The following is a 23,034-nucleotide window of genomic DNA, read 5'->3' on the forward strand; positions in this document are numbered from 1 at the left end:
GAGTTTTTTGAGCTCATAGAGAAGAATATAAGCAAGGTCAATCATTACTTCAAAACTGTCTTTAGGACCTTCCTTAGACACAAACCATACATCAAGAATGCGCTAGAAACAGACTATTCAAATGCCAAACTTGAAGCAACTAATAAGTTGATTAAAGACATCAAACGATTGGGCTTCGGTTTTAGAAACTTCATCAACTTTAAGAAACGTGTCTTCATCACTCTGAACATAAAAAAAGAGAAGACCTACCAGGTCCTCTCTAGATGTTAGCTTTTCGTCACCCACTACAGTTGACAAAGAGCCATAAAAACAAGCCTAACCTTGTGAGATTAGACTTGTTTGGGAGATTTATGAAAAAAGAAAGATACACTGCCTGACTTAAAACCAGAACATGTGAGCGCTACCGAACGACGTTCAGTAATACTTATTAGGATGACTATAGTATAACTTGAGTTCCTTAAAGAAAGCTGAAGGGATAAAGGTTGTTTTTGATGGGCTTATTTCACTCAGTTTTGTAAGACAAGATTGTTTTCTTCGATAAATTTAATAAAATCTTCACTATTAAATTTATAAGATTTTATCCCACAGAAATCTTCTAAAATTCTAAAATGCTCAACCGTTTGGTATATTAGTCCACTAAGTCTCTGTTGATGTTCTCTAATCTTTCTTAAGCTTTTTTTATTCATCGATTTATGAATAACTGTTACAGTTACTATGTTACTTAAATCAGATTTAGACAAATCATAAAAGTTTTCAAAAATAAATATACTATTAAAAATTTTTGCTCTTATATCACTCCACGGTATACTTGAACGTGAATTTTTAAACTCTATCAAATATAATGTATTGGAGGGTGTAAGTGGCAAAATCGAATCTGATGATTGAAGTTTTTCATAACCATGATTCTTGCATATAATTTCAGAAATTCTATCAAAATTATAACAATTGTACCCCGAATCAACTAATATAAATCCTTTTCCTTCTTTGTAGGCTTGGTCATAAGAACAAGTTCTCATATCCTCGATACATTCAGAAAAATTCATTCGAAAATCATGAAACATTCTAAATATTCTTTGATTATTCATCTAGATCCTCCGAAATTTCTTCAAGCAAATTCAAAGGAATATACATTTGATTATAAATACCATCAATAGAATCGGTTACATCATTAATACTGTCTGTAGCAAGGTAATACTTTAGATTATTAAAAGTACCGTATTTTTTACTATAAACATCAATCGCTTCTACAAGATAAGGGCTATGTGAATTAATTAGTATATGCAAATCAAATTCTTTTTGCAATAAAATAATTATTTCAGCAAATTTCAATTGCCATTCAGGATGCAAATGTACCTCTGGTTCATCTAGAATCAATGTTCCATTTTCTCTGATTACCCCCTTTTCTAACAAGTCCTTAATTAAATAAAAAGTCTTCATGCCTGAGGAGTAGTTAATAATATTAAGTTTACTTTCATCCTCGTCTTCTTCAGCTCTATTGACAGAATCAGTTACAAGCACGTTTGTTAATTGGCCGAATATACTATCTAACTTATCAGTGACCCTAGCTTTAACTGTATGCGTAACATTCGTTTTTCTTTGAATCTGTTCAACAAGATGATTATTATGATCTAATTTTGGATCAATCTCATACCAGAATCCATTCATAAAAGTATTATCAACTATAGCAGCAGCATCATCAATATAAACAACATCAGTTCTGAAATTGACCAATTCATCTGTAACAATTTTATTATTAATTATTTCAACTTTTATTGGCTCTCCCTTTATAATTAATGAAATCTCACCCTTTTTCTTACTATAAATATTATTAATCTGTTTATGAAATTCATCATTAAAAACATCAGTTAGAATTTGATTAAATATGGATATATTAGATTGTGATATTATTGAATATAACTCTTCAATAATTAAGTTCAAATCGACTTCATTAAGTGGCAAAATTTGATATTGCGAATTTTTATCATTGTATTCTTTAATAGAATCTATGATAATCTCTGCTATATCAGAAATGCTAAACTCATCATTTGACGTATCTGCAATATCAAACAAATTTTGCGATATTATTTCTGACAGTCTACGAGTTACGAATTTAGGTGGGACACGTCTCGTTATTTTTTCATCTTTACCAAAGTTATAAGAAAACTCAATATCAACTAAATATTTATCTAAAGCCTCTTTAACTGACTTCATCCGGTCTTTCATTATTTTATTATATACATCAAAGTAAGAACTAAAAATTGAAAACAAGGAACGACTAATAGTACTTTTTCCAGTCCCATTTTGCCCTGCAATAACTGTTACTCCTTTGATTTCAATCTCAGCATGCTCTACATTTGCTATATTTTCTATTATTAATTTCATATAGGGCACCTATTTAAAATTTTATTTCACCAACTTCTTCATTTCTTCAATACGTACGACTGTTGCATCGTATTTAGCTTGGTAATCTTCTTGTTTGTCGCGTTCTTTTTGAACGACTTCTGGTTTGGCATTGGCTACGAAGCGTTCGTTAGAAAGTTTCTTACCAACCATGTCGAGTTCTTTTTGCCATTTGGCCAATTCTTTTTCAAGGCGGGCCAATTCTTCTTCGACATTGAGAAGGTCAGCAAGTGGCAAGTAGATTTCTGCACCTGTGATGATGCTTGACATAACCAAGTCAGGTACTTCGACATCTGCTGCAATTTCCAAATGTTCTGGATTTGTGAAGCGTTTGATATAGTTAACGTTATCATTTAAGAAGGCATCGAGCTTGCTGTCGCTAGTCTTAATCAAGATTGTGATTGGCTTGCTTGGAGCAACATTTACTTCCGCACGTGAGTTACGAACGGAACGAATCACATCTTTAAGAGCTTCAACACCAGCTGCAGCTTCTTCATTTTCAAACTCTGGACGAACCACTGGGTATTCAGCAGTCACGATCGTTCCTTCAGAGATTTGGCCGTAGATTTCTTCAGTTACGAATGGCATGATTGGGTGAAGGAGACGCAAGATTTGATCCAAGGTGTAAAGAAGAACCGAACGAGTGATAACTTTTTCGTCTTCGTTATCGCTGTAAAGCACTTCCTTAGTCAACTCAACATACCAGTCCGCAAACTCATCCCAGATGAAGTTGTAGAGGATGTGACCAGCCACACCAAATTCGAACTTGTCAAAGTTCTCAGTAACTTTTCCAATGGTTTCATTGAGGTTGTGGAGAATCCAACGGTCTGTGACATTACCTGCTTGACCAGCAGCCACTTTAGCTACATTTTCACGTGCTACATCCAAGGTCAAACCTTCATTGTTCATGAGAATGTAACGAGAGATGTTCCAGATCTTGTTAATGAAGTTCCAAGAAGCATCCATTTTTTCGTAAGAGAAACGCACGTCTTGACCTGGTGCAGAACCGTTTGAAAGGAACCAACGGAGAGCATCAGCACCATATTTCTCGATAACATCCATTGGGTCAATCCCGTTACCGAGTGACTTAGACATCTTACGTCCTTGCTCGTCACGAATCAAACCGTGGATCAAGACGTTCTTAAATGGTTGGCGTCCTGTGAATTCCAATGATTGGAAGATCATACGAGACACCCAGAAGAAGATGATGTCGTAACCTGTAACCAAGGTTGAAGTTGGGAAGTAACGTTTGAAGTCTTCTGCTTCCACATCAGGCCAGCCCATAGTTGAGAATGGCCAGAGGGCAGAACTGAACCAAGTGTCCAAGACGTCTTCATCCTGTTTCCATCCGTCGCCTTCTGGTGCTTCTTCACCGACGTACATTTCACCCTCAGCATTGTACCAAGCAGGGATTTGGTGACCCCACCAGAGCTGACGAGAAATCACCCAGTCGTGGACATTTTCCATCCATTGAAGGAAGGTGTCGTTGAAACGAGGTGGGTAGAATTCTACCTTGTCGTCTGTGTCTTGGTTTGCGATAGCATTTTTCGCCAATTGGTCCATCTTAACAAACCATTGTGTAGACAAACGTGGCTCAACAGGCACACCTGTACGTTCTGAGTGACCAACTGAGTGAGTCATTTTTTCAATTTCGACAAGGGCACCGATTTCTTCCAATTTCTTAACAACAGCCTTACGTGCTTCAAAGCGGTCCATACCGTTGAATTCACCAGCCAATTCATTCATGGTACCATCATCGTTCATAACGTTGACTTGTGGTAAGTTATGACGTTGACCAACCAAGAAGTCATTAGGGTCGTGAGCAGGAGTGATTTTAACCACACCAGTACCGAATTCAGGGTCTGCGTGTTCGTCCCCAACGATTGGGATTGGCTTGTTCAAGATAGGCAAGATAACATTTTGACCAATCAAGTCTTTATAACGGTCATCGTTTGGGTTAACCGCTACGGCAGTATCCCCAAACATAGTTTCAGGACGTGTTGTTGCCACTTCAAGGGCACGTGAACCGTCTTCCAACATGTAGTTCATGTGGTAGAAGGCACCTTCCACATCCTTGTGAATAACCTCGATATCAGAGAGGGCTGTACGGGCTTTGGGATCCCAGTTGATGATGAATTCACCACGGTAAATCCAACCTTTTTTGTAAAGCTCTACAAAGACCTTGCGAACGGCTTTTGACAAACCTTCGTCAAGGGTGAAACGCTCACGAGAGTAGTCTACAGAGAGTCCCATCTTACCCCATTGTTGCTTGATAGTTGAGGCATACTCGTCTTTCCATTCCCAAACTTTAGTCAAGAAAGATTCACGACCAAGGTCATAACGAGAGATGCCGTCTTCAGCCAAACGCGCTTCTACTTTAGCTTGAGTGGCAATACCTGCGTGGTCCATACCTGGAAGCCAAAGTGTATCGAAACCTTGCATACGTTTTTGACGGATGATGATATCTTGAAGAGTTGTATCCCAAGCGTGACCAAGGTGAAGTTTACCAGTTACGTTTGGTGGTGGAATAACGATAGAATAAGGCTTAGCCTTTTCATCTCCTGAAGGCTTGAAAACATCCTCATCAAGCCATTTTTGGTAACGACCAGCCTCAACCTCGGCTGGATTGTATTTAGGTGAAAGTTCTTTAGACATGTGTGTGTCCTTTCTAGTTATCTCAATCTATAAATTCGGCTTCAATTATAGAATTTTCTTCCCATTCCTTTAACAAACGAATACGTGATTCTTTTTCTGCAATAAAACGTTTTTGGTAAAAAATATCAGCGTACTCTAATACTCTTTTCATTTGTGCGGTATCCAGAAATGCACCGATACCAGCAGAAACAAAGGGAATAGATTTATTTATCATTTTTTGAGTTAATTTTTTTCCAATTAACTCAAAAGTATCTTTAAATAATTTAGTTTCTAATCCTTTCTGACCGGTCTTCTCTAAAGCTTTAGCAGCACTTTTATGAGACAATGCTCTCAATTGTGTAAGAAGTAATGGAATACCACCCCTGGCAGCCATATCAGACCAAGTCTTTTTCGAAGTCTCTTTAATAATAGTAGCTTTACTCATTAGCATTACTTTAGTAATTACAGCAGATAGCTCATTATTTGTATCTGATTTTGACGGACTTAAAGCGTTAATAAAAACTGAATTAGCAATTATAAGTTCTTCATTATCATTTTTTACATCATACCCATAATACATGGCAATTGATTGAACTGCTCTAAAATAAATAAATATACTTAAAACAAGATTAAAAGGAAGGCCAGCAAATCCAAAAAAGCCGGTTCCACCCCCTTCGAGAAAAGCTGTAAATAAATTTATAGTTCGAAAATTATCTACACACTTTGAGATACTATAGCATCGAAGTTTTGGAATATCTTGATAACTATCTAGTTTCTCGTACTTTTGTAAATTTTGAACTATTTTTTGTTTGCTGACTGATAATTTCGCAGCCTGTTCTTCAATTATTTTAAAACCATTAGAAATTTGTTCCATAGCTTGTATGTAGAGCTCTTGTTCAGAAATAGAATTTCCAACTCCGTTGAGAAGGGTTTTTATTTCACTTGGAACAATTTCTATTGCTCGTTCTCCAATTTTTGCTAAGTGACCTGGTTCTGTAAGTTTTTTATAGCGATTATTTAAGCTATCTAAAGAATCCATTTCCTTTTTATCTAAAATATTTTCCATAATTCTTATTTCTACCTTCTTTGTATTATATATATTTATAGTACAAATATTAGAATTAATATCCAAATAGATCGTTTAATATTGAAAAAATTTGTAATTCTGGAAAACGCAATTTCTAATCGTTCTGGTAAATGTGCTTGCGCCACCTTCCTTCCTCACTTTCTACAAAAAATCGTCCCTGCCATAACTATGACAGGGACGAATGTGTATCCGCGGTACCACCCAATTTTGAGTGGCAACCACTCACAGCTTTCTTGATTCAATTTGACCATCAGCAACCAGCTTTGACATTTGTGCGGATTTCTCAGTACCACCGCTTCCTGTGACAAATGGGCTTCAAAGCACCTCTGAATGGTCCTATTCTATCACATTTTTAATCTCAAGACAAATGAAATTATAAGGAGACGTTGAGATAAGAAACCCAAAAGGTATCAAATCTCGATTGGACTAATAATGTGATCATGAAGCTTAAAGGAGAACTTCTAAACTCCAAACTTATCGTGTGAAAGGAAGATAGAAAAATGTGTCCTCACAAGAAAAATCCCTGTCTTCCGACAAGGATTTCATCTTATTTTTCTTCCTTAGCTCTTTCTTCTTTGAGCCATTTTTCATAGCTTTCGAGTAGATTGATAGCCATTTGGGTTGCCAAGGCTAGTGAGAAGGCTTCTGTACCTTCAGTTGTTTCGTCTTGGACTTCCAATTTACTTTCTTCGTAAATGGCTTTGAGAGCCTTATTGCTAAGCGTGTCTTTAAATGCTTGGAATTCTTTCATGGTCAAAGCCTCCTTGATTCTACGGCAAGATCTACAGCTACTGTTACCGTTTTTACTTTAAGTTTACACCATTTCAGAGAAATTGCAAGGATTTTCCTTAATAAGAAGGAGAGCTTTCACTCTATCTGCGACCTACTGAGCAGGAGTCGCAGCCCCTGTGAGATACTCAGTCGTATAGGCTACGATAGCTCCCGAATCAGCATTTACCGCGTATTTATAACGTAGACCGCTAGCAGCATAGTCAAAGCTGATATTGTAGACCTTACCGTCTCCTTCAGTCTTCAATTCCGTTTTCAAGTTTGTCACAGAACCTTCAGCTAGGCCAGCATGGTTAAGAGCTGTTGTTTGCGCAGTCTCTTTCGATACAGCTGTCTCTTCCTTGCTTTCACTAGGTTGAGTCTCGTCTTTAGGTTCTTCACCTTTTTGAGCGTCATCCTCATCCTTAGTTGTTGGATGGTCACTCTTATGTTTCAAAATAGATCCTGACTGACCATCAATTGTATACTCAAAATGGTTGTCTGACGTTGTGAAACTAATCTCATAACTTCCGTGAAGCCCAGAACGTGCTTTCGAAACTGTTGATTGAGAAATCTCAGAAGTTTTGACACCTGCATTTTTGTAAGCAATGTCTGCCGCATCTTGTTCTGATAAGCGATAACCTGAACCGTTAAAGATAAACAGGCCTGCAGCGATGGCAACTGGGATAGCGAGCAGAATCAGATAGCCCGCTAGCTTTTTCATTTTTCGCATAAAATTCTCCGCTATTTTAATCTAATACTACTATTATATCTTAAAGTTCTAAAATTGTCAGATAAACTTGGCTCATTTTTAGGACAACATCATAAAAAGTTCCCGATAGCTATCAGGAACTTCTACGAAATGTTACTATTTGGCCAGTTATAAAGACTAGTATGGCCATCCAGATAAAGAGGAAGCCTTTCAACTCTCCAAAGCTGACCGTCTCACCAAAAATGAGGATGGCTACGAGAAGTTGAATCGTAGGATTAAGATACTGGATAAAACCAATAAGGTTAAGCGGCGCCCTTTTGACTGCTTCTGAGAAGCAAAGCAATGGAACGGCCGTCACCACACCGGATATGGCTAGGAGAAATATTTCCATGCTCGAATAGGAAGAAAATGATTCTGGAGAAAAGAAAACGAGATAGATAGCTACAAAAGGTAGTAGCAAGCCACTTTCTACTAGCATGGCTACGTCACTGGAAAGCCTAACCCCTTTTTTGATTAGACCATAGAAACCAAAGCTCAGAGCTAATCCCAATGAAACCATGGGAAGTTTTCCTGTATTGGCAACAAGAACCAGTACTCCTATAAAGGCCAATACTACTGCTGCCCACATGGTCCTACTCAATGATTCACGAAGAAAAATGAGGGCAAACAGGATAGAAATAATAGGCATAATGTAATAGCCCAGGCTAGCCTGCGTCGCTTGACCATGACCCACAGCATAGATATAAATCAACCAGTTAGCTGCTATGAGAAAACTAGCAAGTAGCATACGAAGCAAGGCTTTCTTATCCTGCCAAAGTTCCACAAGCTCCCCTTTGAAACGTGTATTTTGCTTAGCGACTAAGGCGTAAGTCAGCATAGTCACCACTGTAAAAACAATCCGCCACGAGAAGGTGTTGTAAGCCGAAACACCTGCTAAAAGCTTCCAAAAAAGGGATAAAAATCCCCATTGAATATAGGTGGCTAGACCAAAGAGTAGCCCTTGATTTTTTCTAGTCAACGACAACACCTGCTTTATCCACAGACAGGATGAAGGTTTCACCATCTAAACCAAGACCGTCGATAGCCGTTTTAAGAGCCTCAGCTTGATCATTTGGTGTCAAGGTCATAACTGTTGGGCCAGCGCCTGAGAGATAGGTCGCATAAGCACCGTATTGACCTGACAATTCCTTAATAGTCGCAAATTCTTTAACCAATTTTTGACGGTAGCGTTCGTGGAACATATCCCCTTGAATAGCATGTCCCGCCTTAACCAAATCGCCTGCAAAGAGGGCAGCAATGGCAACGTTGGCAATAGATGATGCAGCTACAGCTTCTTTGTAAGACAGGTCACTTGGAAGTACCCCACGTGAATCAGATGTCTTAAGTTCATAGCTCGGAATGAAGGCTACAAAGGCACACTCTGGAAAGTCTGTCACGATGCTATTAACATGTTCATCCACATAAGAGGCTACAACGAGATTCCCAAAAATAGCTGGGGCAACATTGTCCGGGTGACCTTCAATCTTGGTTGCAATATCAAGTTTATCATCGTCTGAGAGCTGCAAGTTTGCCAATTGATTGGCAAACTCGATTCCTGCTACAATAACAGAACTTGAAGAACCTAGCCCACGCGCCAAGGGAATATCTGATGCCATCACCAATTTATGGGGCTGCAAATCAGACTTAACTTGCAAGGCAGTTGAAATGAGGAGGTTATTTTCATCTGAAGGAATATCGCCCAAATCATGCTCAATATGCCATGCATCCGCTGGTTCAAGCACCTCGATTGTCAAATATTTAGAAACGGCAACACCCACAGAATCAAAACCTGGACCAATATTGGCAGATGTTGCTGGAACAGTAATTTTCATAATAATACACCAAAAGGAGGAAAGCCATCAGCGACTTTTCTCCTTGAATACCTTTCTTATACGCACCAGTATGGGCTTATCAACTAGTTAGACAAAACTTTCAATGTGTTGACAACAGTGAAGTCTTCTGCTGCTTCAAGTTTTTCAGTAACAGCTTTGAGTTGTGTCTTAGACATAGCATGGGTAATCACAACGATACGAGCTGTTGTGCCATTTGCTTTTTGTTGCAAGACTTGTTCAAATGAAATATCTTCTGAGTTGAAGATTTCAGACAAGTGAAGGATTTTACCTTTTTCGTCTGGCGTATCAAGGGCAAAATAGTAGTTGCTCTTAACATCTGCTGGATTAGCCAATGGCAAGTCACGACGGAACTCGTTAAATGGTTTACCAACATTGCCATCTGAAAGACGACGAGCAATACGGATAATATCTGCCAAAACAGATGTTGCTGTTGGTTTTTGACCAGCACCTGGACCGTAGTACATTGATTCGCCAATACCGATAGATTCAACAAAGACTGCATTCATAACATCGTTAACGCTAGCAAGTGGGTGATTTTTTGGCAAGAATGTTGGCGATACTTCTGCAGAGATACCTGATTCTACTTCGCGCACATCACCAACCAATTTGATGACATAACCCAATTCTTGAGCAACAGCTACATCATCAGTAGAGATGTTTGTAATCCCCTTGTGAGTCACATCGTCGAAATCAATTGTGGCACCAAAACCAAATTGGCTAAGGATAACAGCTTTATAAGCAGCGTCAATACCTTCAACGTCGTTAGTTGGATCACTTTCAGCATAACCAAGTTCTTGGGCAGTCTTAAGAGCGTCCTCATATGACCAACCTTCGTCAACCATCTTAGTCATCATGAAGTTAGATGTTCCGTTAAGCACACCAAGGATACGTGTCACCTTATCAGACGTCAAAGAGTTAGCCAAAGTACGCAAAATTGGAATACCACCAGCAACAGCAGCTTCATAGTAGAAAGCCACTCCCTTATCCTGGGCAAGAGAAATCAACTCTTTTCCATGAGTAGCAATCAAGTCTTTGTTAGCAGAAACAACGTTTTTACCTGCTTCAAGTGCTTTTGTGATGAAGGTACGAGCTGGCTCGATACGACCCATCAATTCAACAACGATTTGAATCTCTTCATCGTTAAGGATTTCGTCAACATTTGTGACAAAATTGTAGTCGTTTCCGGCAGCGATAAGACGATTTTTTTCCTCGTCATCTTTAACCAAAACTTTGGCAATTTCGAGTTGGTCACGTGAGGCTGCAAGAACCTTTTCACCATTTTCCTTCAAGAGGAAAGGAATACCGCTAGCTACTGTACCAAAGCCAAGCAATCCAATTTTAATAGACATTTACGATTTCTCCTTAAAAACATACATTTTTTTAATTGTACCACATTTCTATCGGAATTGACAGAATATTGTTGCCATTTAAGGAGGCAAGTATTCTTTTTACTGAAAATTCTGTGCATTTCCATCCCATTTTTGTTAGAATAATAACTAGACCTATTTGAAAGGGGATACAATGACTTCTCAAAAGAAAAAAACAACTCAAGCTAACAGAAAGAAACTGAACCTTCTTCTGCTTTTCCTAAATATTGTCCTTCTTGGCTTACTAGCAGTCTTTATGCTTAACCGACCAAATCAGTCGAAAAGCAAGCAACAACAGGCTCAGACCAGTCAGTCTAAGACGACAGCTAAATGGAAAACCTATGACGAACCTGTCCAAATCCCTATCCTAATGTATCATGCGGTACACGTCATGGATCCATCTGAAGCCTCCAACGCCAACCTTATCGTTGACCCAGACCTCTTCGAGGCACAAATCAAGGCCTTGGCGAAGGCAGGATACTACTTCCTAACGCCTGAAGAAGCCTACAAAGCCTTCACTGAAAATGCCTTGCCTGCTAAGAAGGTTGTCTGGCTGACCTTTGATGATGGTAACGAAGATTTCTATACGATTGCCTATCCGATTCTCAAAAAATACAAGGCTAAGGCAACCAACAATGTCATCACTGGCTTTGTTAAGAAGGGAAATGCTGGAAATCTTACCGTCAAACAGATGAAAGAAATGATGGCTCACGGTATGAGCTTCCAGTCTCATACGGTAAACCACCCTGATTTGTCAGCCACTGACAAGGCAACACAAAAGGTTGAATTAACGGATTCTATTGACTTCCTTGAAAATAAACTCAATACCAAGGTCAATACCATTGCCTACCCATCAGGTCGCTACAATCAAACGACACTTGACCTAGCTAAGAAAACTTACAAGTTAGGACTAACAACCAACGAAGGGTTAGCCAGTGCCAAGGATGGTCTTCTCTCACTTAATCGTGTCCGTATTCTGCCAACAACAACAGCTAAAGGACTTCTCAGCGAGATTGATACTGACAATGAGTAAAAGAAATCACTTGATTCAAGAATCAAGTGATTTTTATGTTCTAGTCAAATATTTCTGATAGGAGAGCCACACCCTTTTCAATTTCAGCATCACTTAGGGTGATTGGTGGCAAAAGACGAATCACGTTTGTCCCTGCAGTTAAGACAATTAACCCCTTATCTCGAGCCGACTGGACCAATTCTCCTAAATTGCCAGTAGTCTCAATCCCAATCATATAGCCCAAGCCACGTACAGTGGTAACCATCTCTTTATCAGATAAAGCTGCCTGCAATTTTGCTTGTAGCTGGTTTCCATTTTCAAGGGCAGTATCTAGAAAACCTGGGACCAACATAACTTCAAGCGTAGCTTTGGCCGCCGCCATAGCCAGTTTATTTCCTCCAAAGGTAGAGCCGTGACTTCCGTAAGAGAAGGCTTCTCCAAGAGATGACTTAGCAAGCATGGCACCAACTGGCACCCCATTTGCCAAACCTTTTGCCAGAGTAAAGATATCTGGTTCAATATCGTAGTGCTCATAAGCATAAAGCTTACCAGTACGACCAAGTCCTGTCTGAACCTCATCTACAATAAGATAAATACCCGCCTCCTTACAAAAGTCAGCCAAAGCCTTAACAAAGGCCTTATCAGCAGGTTGAACACCTGATTCCCCTTGAACCAACTCCAACATAATAGCCGCTGTTTCGTCACTAGCTAGGGCCTTGACACTATCTATGTCATTGAAAATAGCATAGCTAAAGTGGGGCACACCTTCACCAAAGCCTTGTTTGATTTTATCCTGACCAGTGGCAGACATGGATCCAAACGTTCGACCATGGAAGGAATTTTGGAAGGTAATGATTTCTTGTTTACCCGATGCCTTTCGGGCGATTTTTATGGCTGCTTCATTGGCCTCTGCACCACTGTTACAGAAAAAGGCTAGATAGTCCTTGTCACCAATTAAAAGTCCAGCAACATCTTCTTGCAACTGATTGTAATAAAGATTAGGCTGGTGCAAAATCTTACCCACCTGATCTGTCAAAGCCTGATTGACATGGGGATGGTAACCCAGATTGGTTACCCCAATACCTGATGAAAAATCCAAGTAGGGCTTGCCAGTTGTATCTGTCAAATAATTGCCCTGAGCCGAAGCAAAATCAATCGCTGCCCGTTTATAGTTTGAAAATAGTTTTGTCATCTCTTACTCCTTGATTATGGTACCGTCTGTCAGGTTATCACCAATAATGACCTGCTCGACACCAGCTTGAACTGTCTGAACAGCACTTTGAATTTTAGGAATCATGCCTCCAGTTATCACACCTGAATCTATTTTTTTCTGAACGTCCACAAAGTTCAGCTGTTCCAAAACCTGACCATTTTCTAAAACGCCCTTGACATCTGTCATAAGGATAAGTTTTTTGGCACCTAGACTAATCGCCACAGCTCTGGCAAGGTAATCGGCATTGATATTGAGCAATTCCCCCTGCTCACTATAGCCTAGGCTAGGAATCAAGGGAAGTTTATCTTGAGATAGGAGGCTCACTAGGGTTTGATTAGTGATGTTTTTGACTTCACCCACAAAACTATAGGTCTCTTGATCTAAGAAATCAGCATGGACAAGGTCTGGCAATTCATCTACAAGCTGATAGGCTGGCAAACCTGCAGTTGTCAGCTCATCCGCTAAGTTTTTCCCAACTATGTCAACCAAAGCTTCTTTGATCAAGGCCATATCTGACTGACCCGTCACACGAAGACCATTGACCTTGTGAATTGGAATATGATGTGCCTCCATCAGCTGATTAATAGCAAAACCGCCCCCATGGACGATAACAATTTTTTGACCAGCCTGCTGCCATTCGGACAGTTTAGCCAATATCTCAGGAGTTAGCTGCTTACTGGCTACTCCACCAATCTTGATTACAATATATTCAGTAGTCATCAGTTAACTCCTTTGTCATAGATAACTTAAGTATGGTAGAGGGCATTAATCTTAACGTAATCGTAGGAAAGATCACACCCCCATGCAGTTCCTTTTTCATGACCAGCATGAAGATCTACCGTTATAGTGACTTCATCATCATGCATGATGTCTTTCATTTCTTCATCATCAAAGGAAACAGGACTAGAGGCCAACATAACTGGCAGACCGCCAATCATAATATCAACATTATCCACAGGAACATCCACACCAGCATAGCCAACAGCAGCTAAAATACGTCCCCAGTTAGGATCTTCACCAAAGATAGCTGTTTTAACTAGGCTTGAACCGACAACAGATTTTGCCATCATACGTGCATCAAGGTCATTAGGGGCATTGACCACATCAACCTGGATGAGCTTGTTAGCACCTTCACCGTCCTTAGCAATTTTCTTAGCCAACTCTTCCATCACGAAATTCAACATCTTCGAAAATTTATCAAACTCTGGTGTATCTGGCAGAATCTCTTCATTTAGTGTGCAACCATTTGACATGACAAGAACCATATCATTAGTCGAAGTATCCCCATCAACCGTAATCTGATTAAAGGTCTTTTCCACATTTTGGCTCAAGGCCAATTGAAGGGTGTCACTAGAAATATTAGCATCACAAGTGATAAATCCTAGCATGGTCGCCATATTAGGGTGAATCATGCCTGAGCCCTTAGCGACACCAGCCATAGTGACCACATCGCGTCCAAAGGTCTCCGTCACAGCAATAGTCTTAGTCGCTGTATCAGTCGTCAAAATCGCCTTGGCAAAATCATCCGCATTCCCATTGACCACCAACTTGGAAAGACCATTTTTCAAGGTATCCATTGGTAGCAACTCACCGATAATCCCTGTAGAAGCTACACCAACCAAGTCTGGTTCAACACCTAGCTTTTCAGCGGTCCACTCCTGCATGGTGTAAGCATCCTCCAAACCTTGAGTCCCTGTACAAGAATTGGCTACACCTGAGTTAACAACGATAGCCTTCATTTTTCCAGCCTTTTTAACTGAGGTCTTGGTCACAATCAGAGGAGCTGCAATCACCTTATTGGTCGTGTAAACACCTGCAACACTGGCTGGTTTTTCAGAGACAATCCAACCAAAATCCATTTTTCTCTTTTTAAATCCTGCATGTAGCCCATCTGCTGAGAATCCCAGCGGACTAGCAATTGTTCCATCGATGACTTTCATATTTTTTCTCCTAACTCTATGCTTTCATCTACAAGTATGACGGTGTCATAAGCAAACCTTCCGTCTCATCCCACCCCTGCATGAGGTTGAGATTTTGCACTGCCTGTCCAGCTGCTCCTTTAAGCAGATTATCAATAACCGAAATAACTGTCAGAACATTGGTTTTTTCATTGTAGGCAAAGCCGATATCTGTAAAATTCGATCCGATTACGTTGTGCAGTTCTGGCAAGCTGTCTTGAACACGTACAAAGGGTTTATCGCTATAAGCCTTTGTGAATGCTGAAGCCACGTCAGCTACAGTCACATCCTTCTTCAACTTACAATAAACCGTAGCCATGATTCCGCGATTAACTGGTAAAAGAGACGTTGAGAACTGAATCTCAGGCATTTCTGGATTAAAGGTCTGCAAGGTTTGAACAATCTCAGGAATATGCTGATGATGATTGAGTTTATAAGTCACGTAATTATCGTGAACATTGACAAAATGACTAGACTCACTCAAAGCCTTACCCGCACCAGTTAAACCAGACTTGGCATCCACAATGACACTATCCGTCTCAATCAGACCAGAAGCAACCAAAGGAATCAGGGCCAACTCCGTCGCTGTTGCATAGCATCCAGGATTGGCAATGAATTTCTTATCCTTCACATCTGTATATTCTGATAATGCGTATGTAAATTTATTCAAAACACTCTGCTTAGCAGGTGATTTTTTATACCATTCTTGATAAACATTTGCCGGCAAGCGATGATCCCCAGATAAATCAATAACAGGAAAATCAGCTTGAACAAATTCCTCCGCAAGCGAACTAGCAACTCCTGAAGGTGTGGCAAAGAAAACCAAATCCGCCTTTTTCATAATCGTTTCCGCACTGTAAGCTTCAATATCTAAGTCACAAACACCTGTCAGATAGGGATACACATCAGACAATCGTCGGCCCACTTCCTTGGTTGCGTGAATAGAAACAAGTTCCACTTTTTTATGATTATTCAAAATTTTAACTAACTCTAAACCACTATAACCAGTGATACCAACGATTGAAACTTTCATTTATGCACTCCTTTTGAATAAATATGTAACTAGTTTATTGCATTTTTATTCATTTGTCAAGAGGAACATGTAATTAATATGAAAAAACAAGCAGTCTTTTTCAACTACTTGTTTTCATAATTGCTATCTAGTTATTAAATAAATGCAAGTTGGCGATACGATTGACCGCTTCTACCAGACGCTCTGGCTCTACCAAAAGCCCAATACGAACATAAGCGTTACCCGCAGGACCAAATCCTTTACCTGGTGCCACAGCAACATGGGCCTTCTCAAGCAAAAGATCCGCAAAACTCTCACTAGTGTAACCCTCTGGTACAGGCATCCAAGCATAGAAAGAACCTTTGGATGGAAAGGCCTTCCAGCCAATCTTAGCAGCTGTCTGGACAAAAGCATCTCGACGGCTATCATAAGTCGCATTCAGTTGAGCAACAGCCTCCTCAGATTTAGGATCTAAGAGGGCTGCAATCCCAGCCTCCTGCAAGGCAGGAAAGATTCCCACAAAAAGATGGTCTTGAATCAGATTTAAGGCTTCAATCATCTGGTCATTCCCAGCAGCAAAGGCTAAACGCCAACCAGCCATATTGAAGGTTTTCGAGAAAGTATAGAACTCAATGCCCACATCTTTAGCACCAGGTGTTGATAAGAAGCTAGGATTCTCATAGCCTCGGTAGCCCAAAGCTCCGTAAGCTAAATCACTCACCACACCAACTTCGTAAGTCTTAGCCCAGGCAACCAACTTTTCATAAAAGGTCTTAGTCGCCACAGCACCCGTAGGATTATTTGGATAATTGATATAGATAAACTTAGCACGCCGAGCTGTCTCTTCAGGAATAGCATCCAAATCTGGTAAGAAATCATTTTCAGCCGTCAAAGGGAAGGTCTCATAGGCTACACGTCCTAGACTCACTCCTGATAAATAATCAGGATATCCTGGATCAGGCAAGAGCAGGAGGTCACCAGGATTCATCAAAGCTAGGGGCAATTCCACTAGTCCAATTTTAGCCCCACCCATGACACAAATCTCACGCTCCGCATCCAAATCGACCCCATAATGTTTCTTGTAAAAACTAGCAGCAGCTTCCTTAAAAGGACGATTGCCTCGAAACTGTGAATACTTATGGCTAGCAGGATTTTTCGCTGAGGTACAAAGCGCCTCAACAATATGGTCATAGGTTGGTTGGTCTGGATTCCCCTGACCAAGATTGATAACATCTGCTCCTTCCGCCACCTTGGCATTAACTTTAGCAACCAACCCTGCAAAAAACTGTTTTGGCAATGCCTTCAATAAGTCAGATTCTTCAAATAACATAAACACTCCTTAATGATACAAGTCCGTGCGACGATCCTCAAAAACAGGAATCTGACCTCGAACCTTATCTACCTCTTCAAGATTAATATCAGCCGTAAAAACGCCCTCCTCATGCTCCTTGGTTTGTAAGACCACATTTCCAAGTGGATCTATAACCATAGAATGTCCTGAAAAGATATCGTTCGGTCCTGCTCCAACACGATTGACAGCAACTACAAAAGCTTGATTTTCAACCGCACGCGCCTTTAACAAAATCTCCCATTGCTGCACTCGAGGTTCCGGCCACTGCGCTACCACAAAAAGTACCTTTGCCCCTTGTGCCATCTGTGTTCGCACCCATTCAGGAAAACGGATATCATAACAAATGACACTGGCAGCTATCACACCATCAAGCTCAAAAACAGACTCATTCGACCCAGCAGACATGTACTTATCCTCTGCCATAAGGCCAAAGAGATGGACCTTGCTATAAGTATTGATTAGGTCCCCAGACTTATTGTAGACATAGGTTGTGTTGTAGAATTTGCCATCCTTCTCAATAGCAACGGACCCTCCGATAATAGCCACAGCATGTTTCCTAGCAAAATGAGACAAGAGTTCTTGAGAATTCAAACCATCCTTATCTGCAAGCCCATCCAGTTCATCTAAAGCATAGCCAGTATTCCACATTTCAGGAAGCACAATGACATCAGGATTTTCGCCAAGGGCCCTTTCCAACATTTCTTTCACGTGCTTTTTATTTTCCGTAGGTTGTCCGTGAGCAACATCCATCTGTACCAATGCGATTTTCATAGTAACCTCGATTCTATATTAACCATTATAGCACTCCAAAAGACGTCACAAAAATTGAAAAATTAAATCTCATGATAAAGAAAGCCTATCAAAAAAGGTTGGACACATTGTCCAACCTGATTCATTACTTCATTAAGCAATATCAACGTAACGACGAGCACCGCTCACTGTCATGTATGAGATCCATGTGTGACCATCCGCTGTCAAAACTTTGTCATAGTTAACACTCATGCCTTTGTCATAGTAGGCCAACTCTGGACTTGAAACCTTAGCTTCTGCCTTGATTGAGGCACGACCTGTGAAGGTATAACGACCTGACTCTGGGAGACTTGGTTTTGCGGCTGGTTGACTTGCTTCTGGCTTAGCTGCTGCAATGTCAACATAACGACGGTTACCACTTGTTGTCACGTATGAAAGCCATTGACGGCCATCGGCTGTGAGAACTTTATCATAGTTAACACTCATGCCCTTGTCATAGTAGGCTAACTCTGGACTTGAAACCTTAGCTTCTGCCTTAATTGACGCACGGTCTGTGAAAGTATAACGACCTGATTCTGGGAGACTTGGTTTATCCGCTGGCTTAGCAACTGGTTTTGTTTCTGGTTTAGCTTCTGACTTGGCTGCTGCAATATCAACATAACGACGAGCACCACTTGCGGTCACGTATGAAAGCCATTGACGACCATCGGCCGTGAGAACCTTATCATAGTTAACGGTCATGCCCTTGTCATAGTAGGCCAATTCTGGGCTTGAAACCTTAGCTTCTGCCTTAATTGACGCACGGTCTGTGAAAGTATAACGACCTGATTCTGGGAGACTTGGTTTATCCACTGGTTTAGCAACTGGTTTTACTTCTGGCTTAGCCTCTGCCTTGGCTGCTGCAATGTCAACATAACGACGAGCACCACTTGCTGTCACGTATGAAAGCCATTGACGGCCATCAGCTGTGAGAACCTTATCGTAGTTTACACTCATCCCCTTGTCATAGTAGGCTAATTCTGGGCTTGAAACTTTAGCTTCTGCCTTGATTGACGCACGACCTGTAAAGGTATAAGTTCCTGTCGCTGGAAGGTTGATAGTACCTGTAGTGGCTGGTTTGCTTTCAGCAGGTTTGCTGCTAGCAGCATAATCGCCACCTTCGATACCGAAGTATTCTTCCAAACTCAAACCTGAATCGTGGATGTCTTTAGCTTCTTTACCCACATAGCGGATGTGCCATGCTTCTGGCATGTAGCCGGTTGACGCTTCTTTACCTGCTTGGAAACGCACGATAAAGCCATAGTTATGTGCATTGTCTTTAAGCCATTGACTAGCACGTGAATCTTCAAGCAAATTACCAGATTTATCAGTCAAATCAAAGACTAATCCAGTTTGGTGTTCGCTATATCCAGGACGAGCTGAGTAACGGTCCGCAGCTGCCTGACCATCACGGCTAACATAGTTGTCGTAAAGAGTCTTTTGATAGTCATAAGAACGGAAACCACTGTATGAACGTCCAACATTCAAACCTTGGTTAATCATATCGTCACGAAGACGAACAAAGGCTGACTTAGCTGTAGGATTTTCACCTGGATTATAATCCTTAGAAAGACCATGTTTTTTATTGACAATGATAATATCATCATATTTACCACGAACACTGTAGTAAGAACCGTTATTGGTCAATTTTCCTGTTACTTGAGCTTCAGTAGATTGAGGGACTGTAGCTTTAGTTTCTGTGATATAGGTTCTCTTACCATTCAACATATAGTAAAGATGCACAGAATAGGTACCAGCATCGCCCTTATGGCTAGCTGTGTCTACATGAACCTTGTAACTTCCGTCTGATTGTTTGTCGGCATGATACCATGTAAGATCATCTTGACCATTCTTATCTGACCAGATTGGGACACGCACTTCTTTAACTTCTTTACCACCACCTGAAACATTGGTTACGACTACATCAAAGCCATTAGACGTTTGGTTGCTGATGGTCAATTTTCCTGTCACTTGAGATTCGTCAGATTGAGGGACTGTAGCCTTTAGTTTCTGTAATATAAGTTCTCTTACCATTCAACATATAGTAAAGATGCACAGAATATGTACCAGCATCACCCTTATGGCTAGCTGTGTCTACATGAACCTTGTAGCTTCCATCTGATTGTTTATCGGCATGATACCAAGTGAGATCATCTTGACCATTTTTATCTGACCAGATTGGAACACGCACTTCTTTAACTTCTTTGCCACCACCTGAAACATTAGTAACGACAACATCAAAACCATTAGAGGTTTGATTGGTAATCGTCAATTTTCCTGTTACTTGAGATTCAGGGACTGTAGCTGTAGTTTCGGTAATATAAGTTCGCTTACCATCCAACATATAGTAAAGATGCACAGAATAGGTACCAGCATCGCCCTTGTGGCTGGCTTTATCTACATGAACCTTATAGCTACCGTCTGATTGTTTATCGGCATGATACCAAGTAAGGTCGTCTTGACCATCTTTATTTGACCAGATTGGGACACGGACTTCCTGAACTGTCTTGCCACCACCTGAAACATTGGTTACGACAACATCAAATCCATTAGAGGTTTGGTTGTTGATGGTAAGGTTACCAGAAACACGGTTTTCTTGTGGTTTAGACTCAGTAGCTTTCAAGGTCGCAATATCAACATAACGACGTGTACCACTGTAGCTAATATAAGAAATCCATTGGTGGTTATCCGCAGTCAAGACCTTGTCATAGTTCACTTTGTAGCCTTTTTCCAAGGTATAAAGTGTTTCTGCAGAAGCCTTAGGTTCATTTTTAACATTCAAGCTACGTGTCACATTATAAGTACCACTTGCTGGAAGCTTTTCAGCACCAGTAGTTTCTGGTTTTGCTTGATTAGTCTCTGTTGGTTTAACAGTTGGTGTTTCAGCTTTGGCAGGTGTCAAAGTCGCAATATCTGCATAATAGCGAACATAGTCATACCCAAGGTAAGAAATCCATTGGTGATTATCCGCAGTCAAAACTTTGTCATAGATAACATGGTCACCCTTACTGAAAACAAAAGTAGGTTTGAGGTCTGCTTTTGGTTCTTTCTTAATATCTGTGTCACGTGTAAAGTAGAAAGTTCCTGTCGCTGGGATGTTCAAAGCACCTGTTGTGGCTTGAGTGCCATTAGAAGGCTTACCATCCCCATTACCACTATTACCATTACCACTACCAGCTGCCACTGGTTTCACTGGCGCATAACGACGCACGCCAGAGTATGATTTGTAGCTAATCCATTGGTAGCCGTCAGCCGTCACGACTTGATCGTAAAGGACGCTGTCTCCTGGATTTACATAAAATTCAGCCTTGGCAGACACCTTGGGTTGATTCTTAATCTCTGTACGTTCCTTGTAGACATAAGTTCCTTGACTTGGAAGGTCGCTGTCTGTAGTTGTAGCTGGTTGGCTCACCAAACTAGTGTTGACAGCCGCTCTCGTTAAGGCAGATACATCAAGGTTAGTGGCTGTTTCAGATGAAGCATTTGTGTTCCTTGTCGCTTCTGAGCTAGCAGTTGTTGATTCAGAAATTTTATCTGCTGCTTGTGAGGTACTAGCACTAACTTCACTCGTAGCAGTTTCACTAGCGGTTTGGCTAGTTGTTGAGACTTGGCTAGCTTTCTCACTTGATGCTGCTCCATCTGTTGCTACCCCACTGAAAATATCAGCTGCTGTCACAGCATCACTATCTGAGGTAGCACGCACAGTGGCATCTGAAGGTGTTGAAACTTCATGATGCTCATCAGCCAAAGCTTGACCTGCAAAGACCAAACTAGCTCCTAAAAGAACTGATGCTGCCCCAAATGAATATTTACGAATGGAAAAACGTTGTTGTTCGTGTAAAAATTTTTCTCGTTTCATATCAATTATTCTCTCTATCGAATTGATGTTACTGTTTGATTGTAACACTCAGTGACAAACATTACAAGTATTTTACAGAATGTTACTGAATATTTCTCACTTGTCCATTAGTATACCAAATTTATTTGACTTGTTCACACCTAAATCATAAACTGTCCAATTTTTGTCATAATCGAAAGTCGAAGCAAGCCATACTTATTTATTCGTAATTTTGTTAGAAAAAAGTGAAGAAAAATATAAAAGATCACTATTGAAATAGCAATCTTTTTTTCATATTAATTACGATAAAATGGATAATTTTCTGCATCATCACTTTGACCAATAACAAGATGGTCTGAATCGCCATTACCAGTTCCAGGAATAGCCCAAAAAGCTGCGCTATCAATATCAGAAGCAATTGTTCCTGAAAAATTTCCATTATTTAAATGTCCAGAATAGAGATGATAAGTATAACCACTCCCATTTTGTACTGTGCCATCTGGTGAAATTGTAACAAATTCTCCTCGAGAGTTTGTCCAAGTACCAGCGATTGAACTATAATCACCTGAACTTAGTTGCTTCCCATTAAACGATGATGATTGTGTTTCTTCTCCTGTTTTTTCTTTTGTAGGCTCAGAAACTCCTCCTGAGGATAAGACCGTTTCATCAGTGTCTTTAGTTGCAGAATCTTTGGCAACAGAAGACTCACTAACCTCAACTGTTTCATCTTTTGTGTCTTCATTTTTTACATGCGAGTTTGAATTTTTCTTATCCTTCTTAACAGCCTTACTTGAGCTTGAAGATGACTTCTTAACCGTTTTGACTGGACTACTACTTGTGCTAACACGCGCCGACTCATGACTATTAAACTTAGTCACTAAGAAGACAGCGAGGATAACTACAATAAGAGCTGATAGGATACCAATGAGTTTACTTGTATTTTTCATGAGTGATGTTCCTTTTCTGATAATTTACTAGGTTATTATAATATATAGACAGCT

The 23,034-nt window shown here is 40.3% G+C and carries 18 protein-coding genes and 1 pseudogene; 2 read left to right on the forward strand and 17 right to left on the reverse strand.

Annotated features, from left to right (window positions below; all coding sequences use genetic code 11):
* Nucleotides 1–270, forward strand: a 270-nt coding sequence (locus tag HMPREF1517_RS04065; protein ID WP_037599485.1) for an ISL3 family transposase, incomplete at its 5' end; no start/stop codon positions are given.
* Nucleotides 271–506: 236 nt separating this feature from the next.
* Here the strand turns inward: HMPREF1517_RS04065 and HMPREF1517_RS04070 are convergent.
* The 9 genes from HMPREF1517_RS04070 to HMPREF1517_RS04110 form a co-directional block, all read right to left on the reverse strand.
* The gene (locus HMPREF1517_RS04070) at nt 507–1,085 is read right to left on the reverse strand and encodes a hypothetical protein (RefSeq protein WP_037599488.1); all 579 of its coding nucleotides are present in this window, start codon (nt 1,083–1,085) and stop codon (nt 507–509) included.
* Complete coding sequence (locus tag HMPREF1517_RS04075) at nt 1,078–2,382, reverse strand: ATP-binding protein (RefSeq protein ID WP_037599491.1); 1,305 nt, start codon at nt 2,380–2,382, stop codon at nt 1,078–1,080. The genes HMPREF1517_RS04070 and HMPREF1517_RS04075 overlap by 8 nt, the downstream gene beginning before the upstream one ends.
* Nucleotides 2,383–2,403: 21 nt before the next feature.
* On the reverse strand, nt 2,404–5,055 hold the full coding sequence (locus HMPREF1517_RS04080; RefSeq protein ID WP_037599494.1) for a valine--tRNA ligase: 2,652 nt from the start codon (nt 5,053–5,055) through the stop codon (nt 2,404–2,406).
* Between the two features lie 22 nt (nt 5,056–5,077).
* Nucleotides 5,078–6,100: an EcsC family protein gene (locus HMPREF1517_RS04085; RefSeq protein WP_051411996.1), complete on the reverse strand. Its 1,023-nt coding sequence runs from the start codon at nt 6,098–6,100 to the stop codon at nt 5,078–5,080.
* A 568-nt stretch (nt 6,101–6,668) separates the two neighbouring features.
* A complete protein-coding gene (locus HMPREF1517_RS04090; protein WP_002886082.1) occupies nt 6,669–6,872 on the reverse strand; it encodes a hypothetical protein in 204 nt (67 codons plus the stop codon).
* 132 nt (nt 6,873–7,004) lie between these two features.
* Entirely contained in the window at nt 7,005–7,622 is a 618-nt protein-coding gene (locus HMPREF1517_RS04095; RefSeq protein ID WP_037599497.1) for a PepSY domain-containing protein, read from the reverse strand.
* Nucleotides 7,623–7,734: 112 nt separating this feature from the next.
* Nucleotides 7,735–8,619, reverse strand: a complete 885-nt coding sequence (gene rarD / locus HMPREF1517_RS04100) for an EamA family transporter RarD (RefSeq protein WP_037599500.1) — start codon at nt 8,617–8,619, stop codon at nt 7,735–7,737.
* Entirely contained in the window at nt 8,612–9,472 is an 861-nt protein-coding gene (gene thrB, locus HMPREF1517_RS04105) for a homoserine kinase (RefSeq protein WP_037599503.1), read from the reverse strand. Before thrB ends, rarD begins: the two co-directional genes overlap by 8 nt.
* Nucleotides 9,473–9,555: 83 nt before the next feature.
* Entirely contained in the window at nt 9,556–10,842 is a 1,287-nt protein-coding gene (locus HMPREF1517_RS04110; protein WP_002890168.1) for a homoserine dehydrogenase, read from the reverse strand.
* A 172-nt stretch (nt 10,843–11,014) separates the two neighbouring features.
* Here HMPREF1517_RS04110 and HMPREF1517_RS04115 point away from each other — a divergent pair, with 172 nt between their 5' ends.
* Nucleotides 11,015–11,893, forward strand: coding sequence for a polysaccharide deacetylase family protein (locus HMPREF1517_RS04115; protein WP_037599506.1), 879 nt, complete (start codon nt 11,015–11,017; stop codon nt 11,891–11,893).
* Between the two features lie 40 nt (nt 11,894–11,933).
* Here the strand turns inward: HMPREF1517_RS04115 and HMPREF1517_RS04120 are convergent, their stop codons facing one another.
* From HMPREF1517_RS04120 to HMPREF1517_RS04160, 8 genes and pseudogenes are all read right to left on the reverse strand, one after another.
* Nucleotides 11,934–13,064: an acetylornithine transaminase gene (locus HMPREF1517_RS04120; RefSeq protein WP_037599509.1), complete on the reverse strand. Its 1,131-nt coding sequence runs from the start codon at nt 13,062–13,064 to the stop codon at nt 11,934–11,936.
* Between the two features lie 3 nt (nt 13,065–13,067).
* Complete coding sequence (gene argB / locus HMPREF1517_RS04125) at nt 13,068–13,805, reverse strand: acetylglutamate kinase (RefSeq protein WP_037599511.1); 738 nt, start codon at nt 13,803–13,805, stop codon at nt 13,068–13,070.
* A 26-nt stretch (nt 13,806–13,831) separates the two neighbouring features.
* Nucleotides 13,832–15,025: a bifunctional glutamate N-acetyltransferase/amino-acid acetyltransferase ArgJ gene (gene argJ / locus HMPREF1517_RS04130; protein WP_037599513.1), complete on the reverse strand. Its 1,194-nt coding sequence runs from the start codon at nt 15,023–15,025 to the stop codon at nt 13,832–13,834.
* A 28-nt stretch (nt 15,026–15,053) separates the two neighbouring features.
* The gene (argC, locus tag HMPREF1517_RS04135) at nt 15,054–16,076 is read right to left on the reverse strand and encodes an N-acetyl-gamma-glutamyl-phosphate reductase (RefSeq protein WP_037599515.1); all 1,023 of its coding nucleotides are present in this window, start codon (nt 16,074–16,076) and stop codon (nt 15,054–15,056) included.
* A 127-nt stretch (nt 16,077–16,203) separates the two neighbouring features.
* Nucleotides 16,204–17,385 (reverse strand): pyridoxal phosphate-dependent aminotransferase, encoded by a 1,182-nt coding sequence (locus HMPREF1517_RS04140; protein ID WP_037599517.1) that lies wholly within the window; start codon nt 17,383–17,385, stop codon nt 16,204–16,206.
* 9 nt (nt 17,386–17,394) lie between these two features.
* Nucleotides 17,395–18,177 carry a carbon-nitrogen family hydrolase gene (locus HMPREF1517_RS04145; RefSeq protein ID WP_037599519.1) on the reverse strand — a complete coding sequence of 261 codons (783 nt, stop codon included), beginning with the start codon at nt 18,175–18,177 and terminating at the stop codon, nt 17,395–17,397.
* A gap of 132 nt (nt 18,178–18,309) precedes the next feature.
* Nucleotides 18,310–22,054: pseudogene (ldcB, locus tag HMPREF1517_RS10780) on the reverse strand (LD-carboxypeptidase LdcB/DacB).
* Nucleotides 22,055–22,329: 275 nt separating this feature from the next.
* The gene (locus tag HMPREF1517_RS04160) at nt 22,330–22,980 is read right to left on the reverse strand and encodes a DUF6287 domain-containing protein (RefSeq protein ID WP_037599522.1); all 651 of its coding nucleotides are present in this window, start codon (nt 22,978–22,980) and stop codon (nt 22,330–22,332) included.
* Nucleotides 22,981–23,034 lie beyond the last annotated feature (54 nt).

The sequence above is a fragment of the Streptococcus sp. ACS2 genome (assembly GCF_000525585.1).
Taxonomy (GTDB): Bacteria; Bacillota; Bacilli; order Lactobacillales; family Streptococcaceae; genus Streptococcus.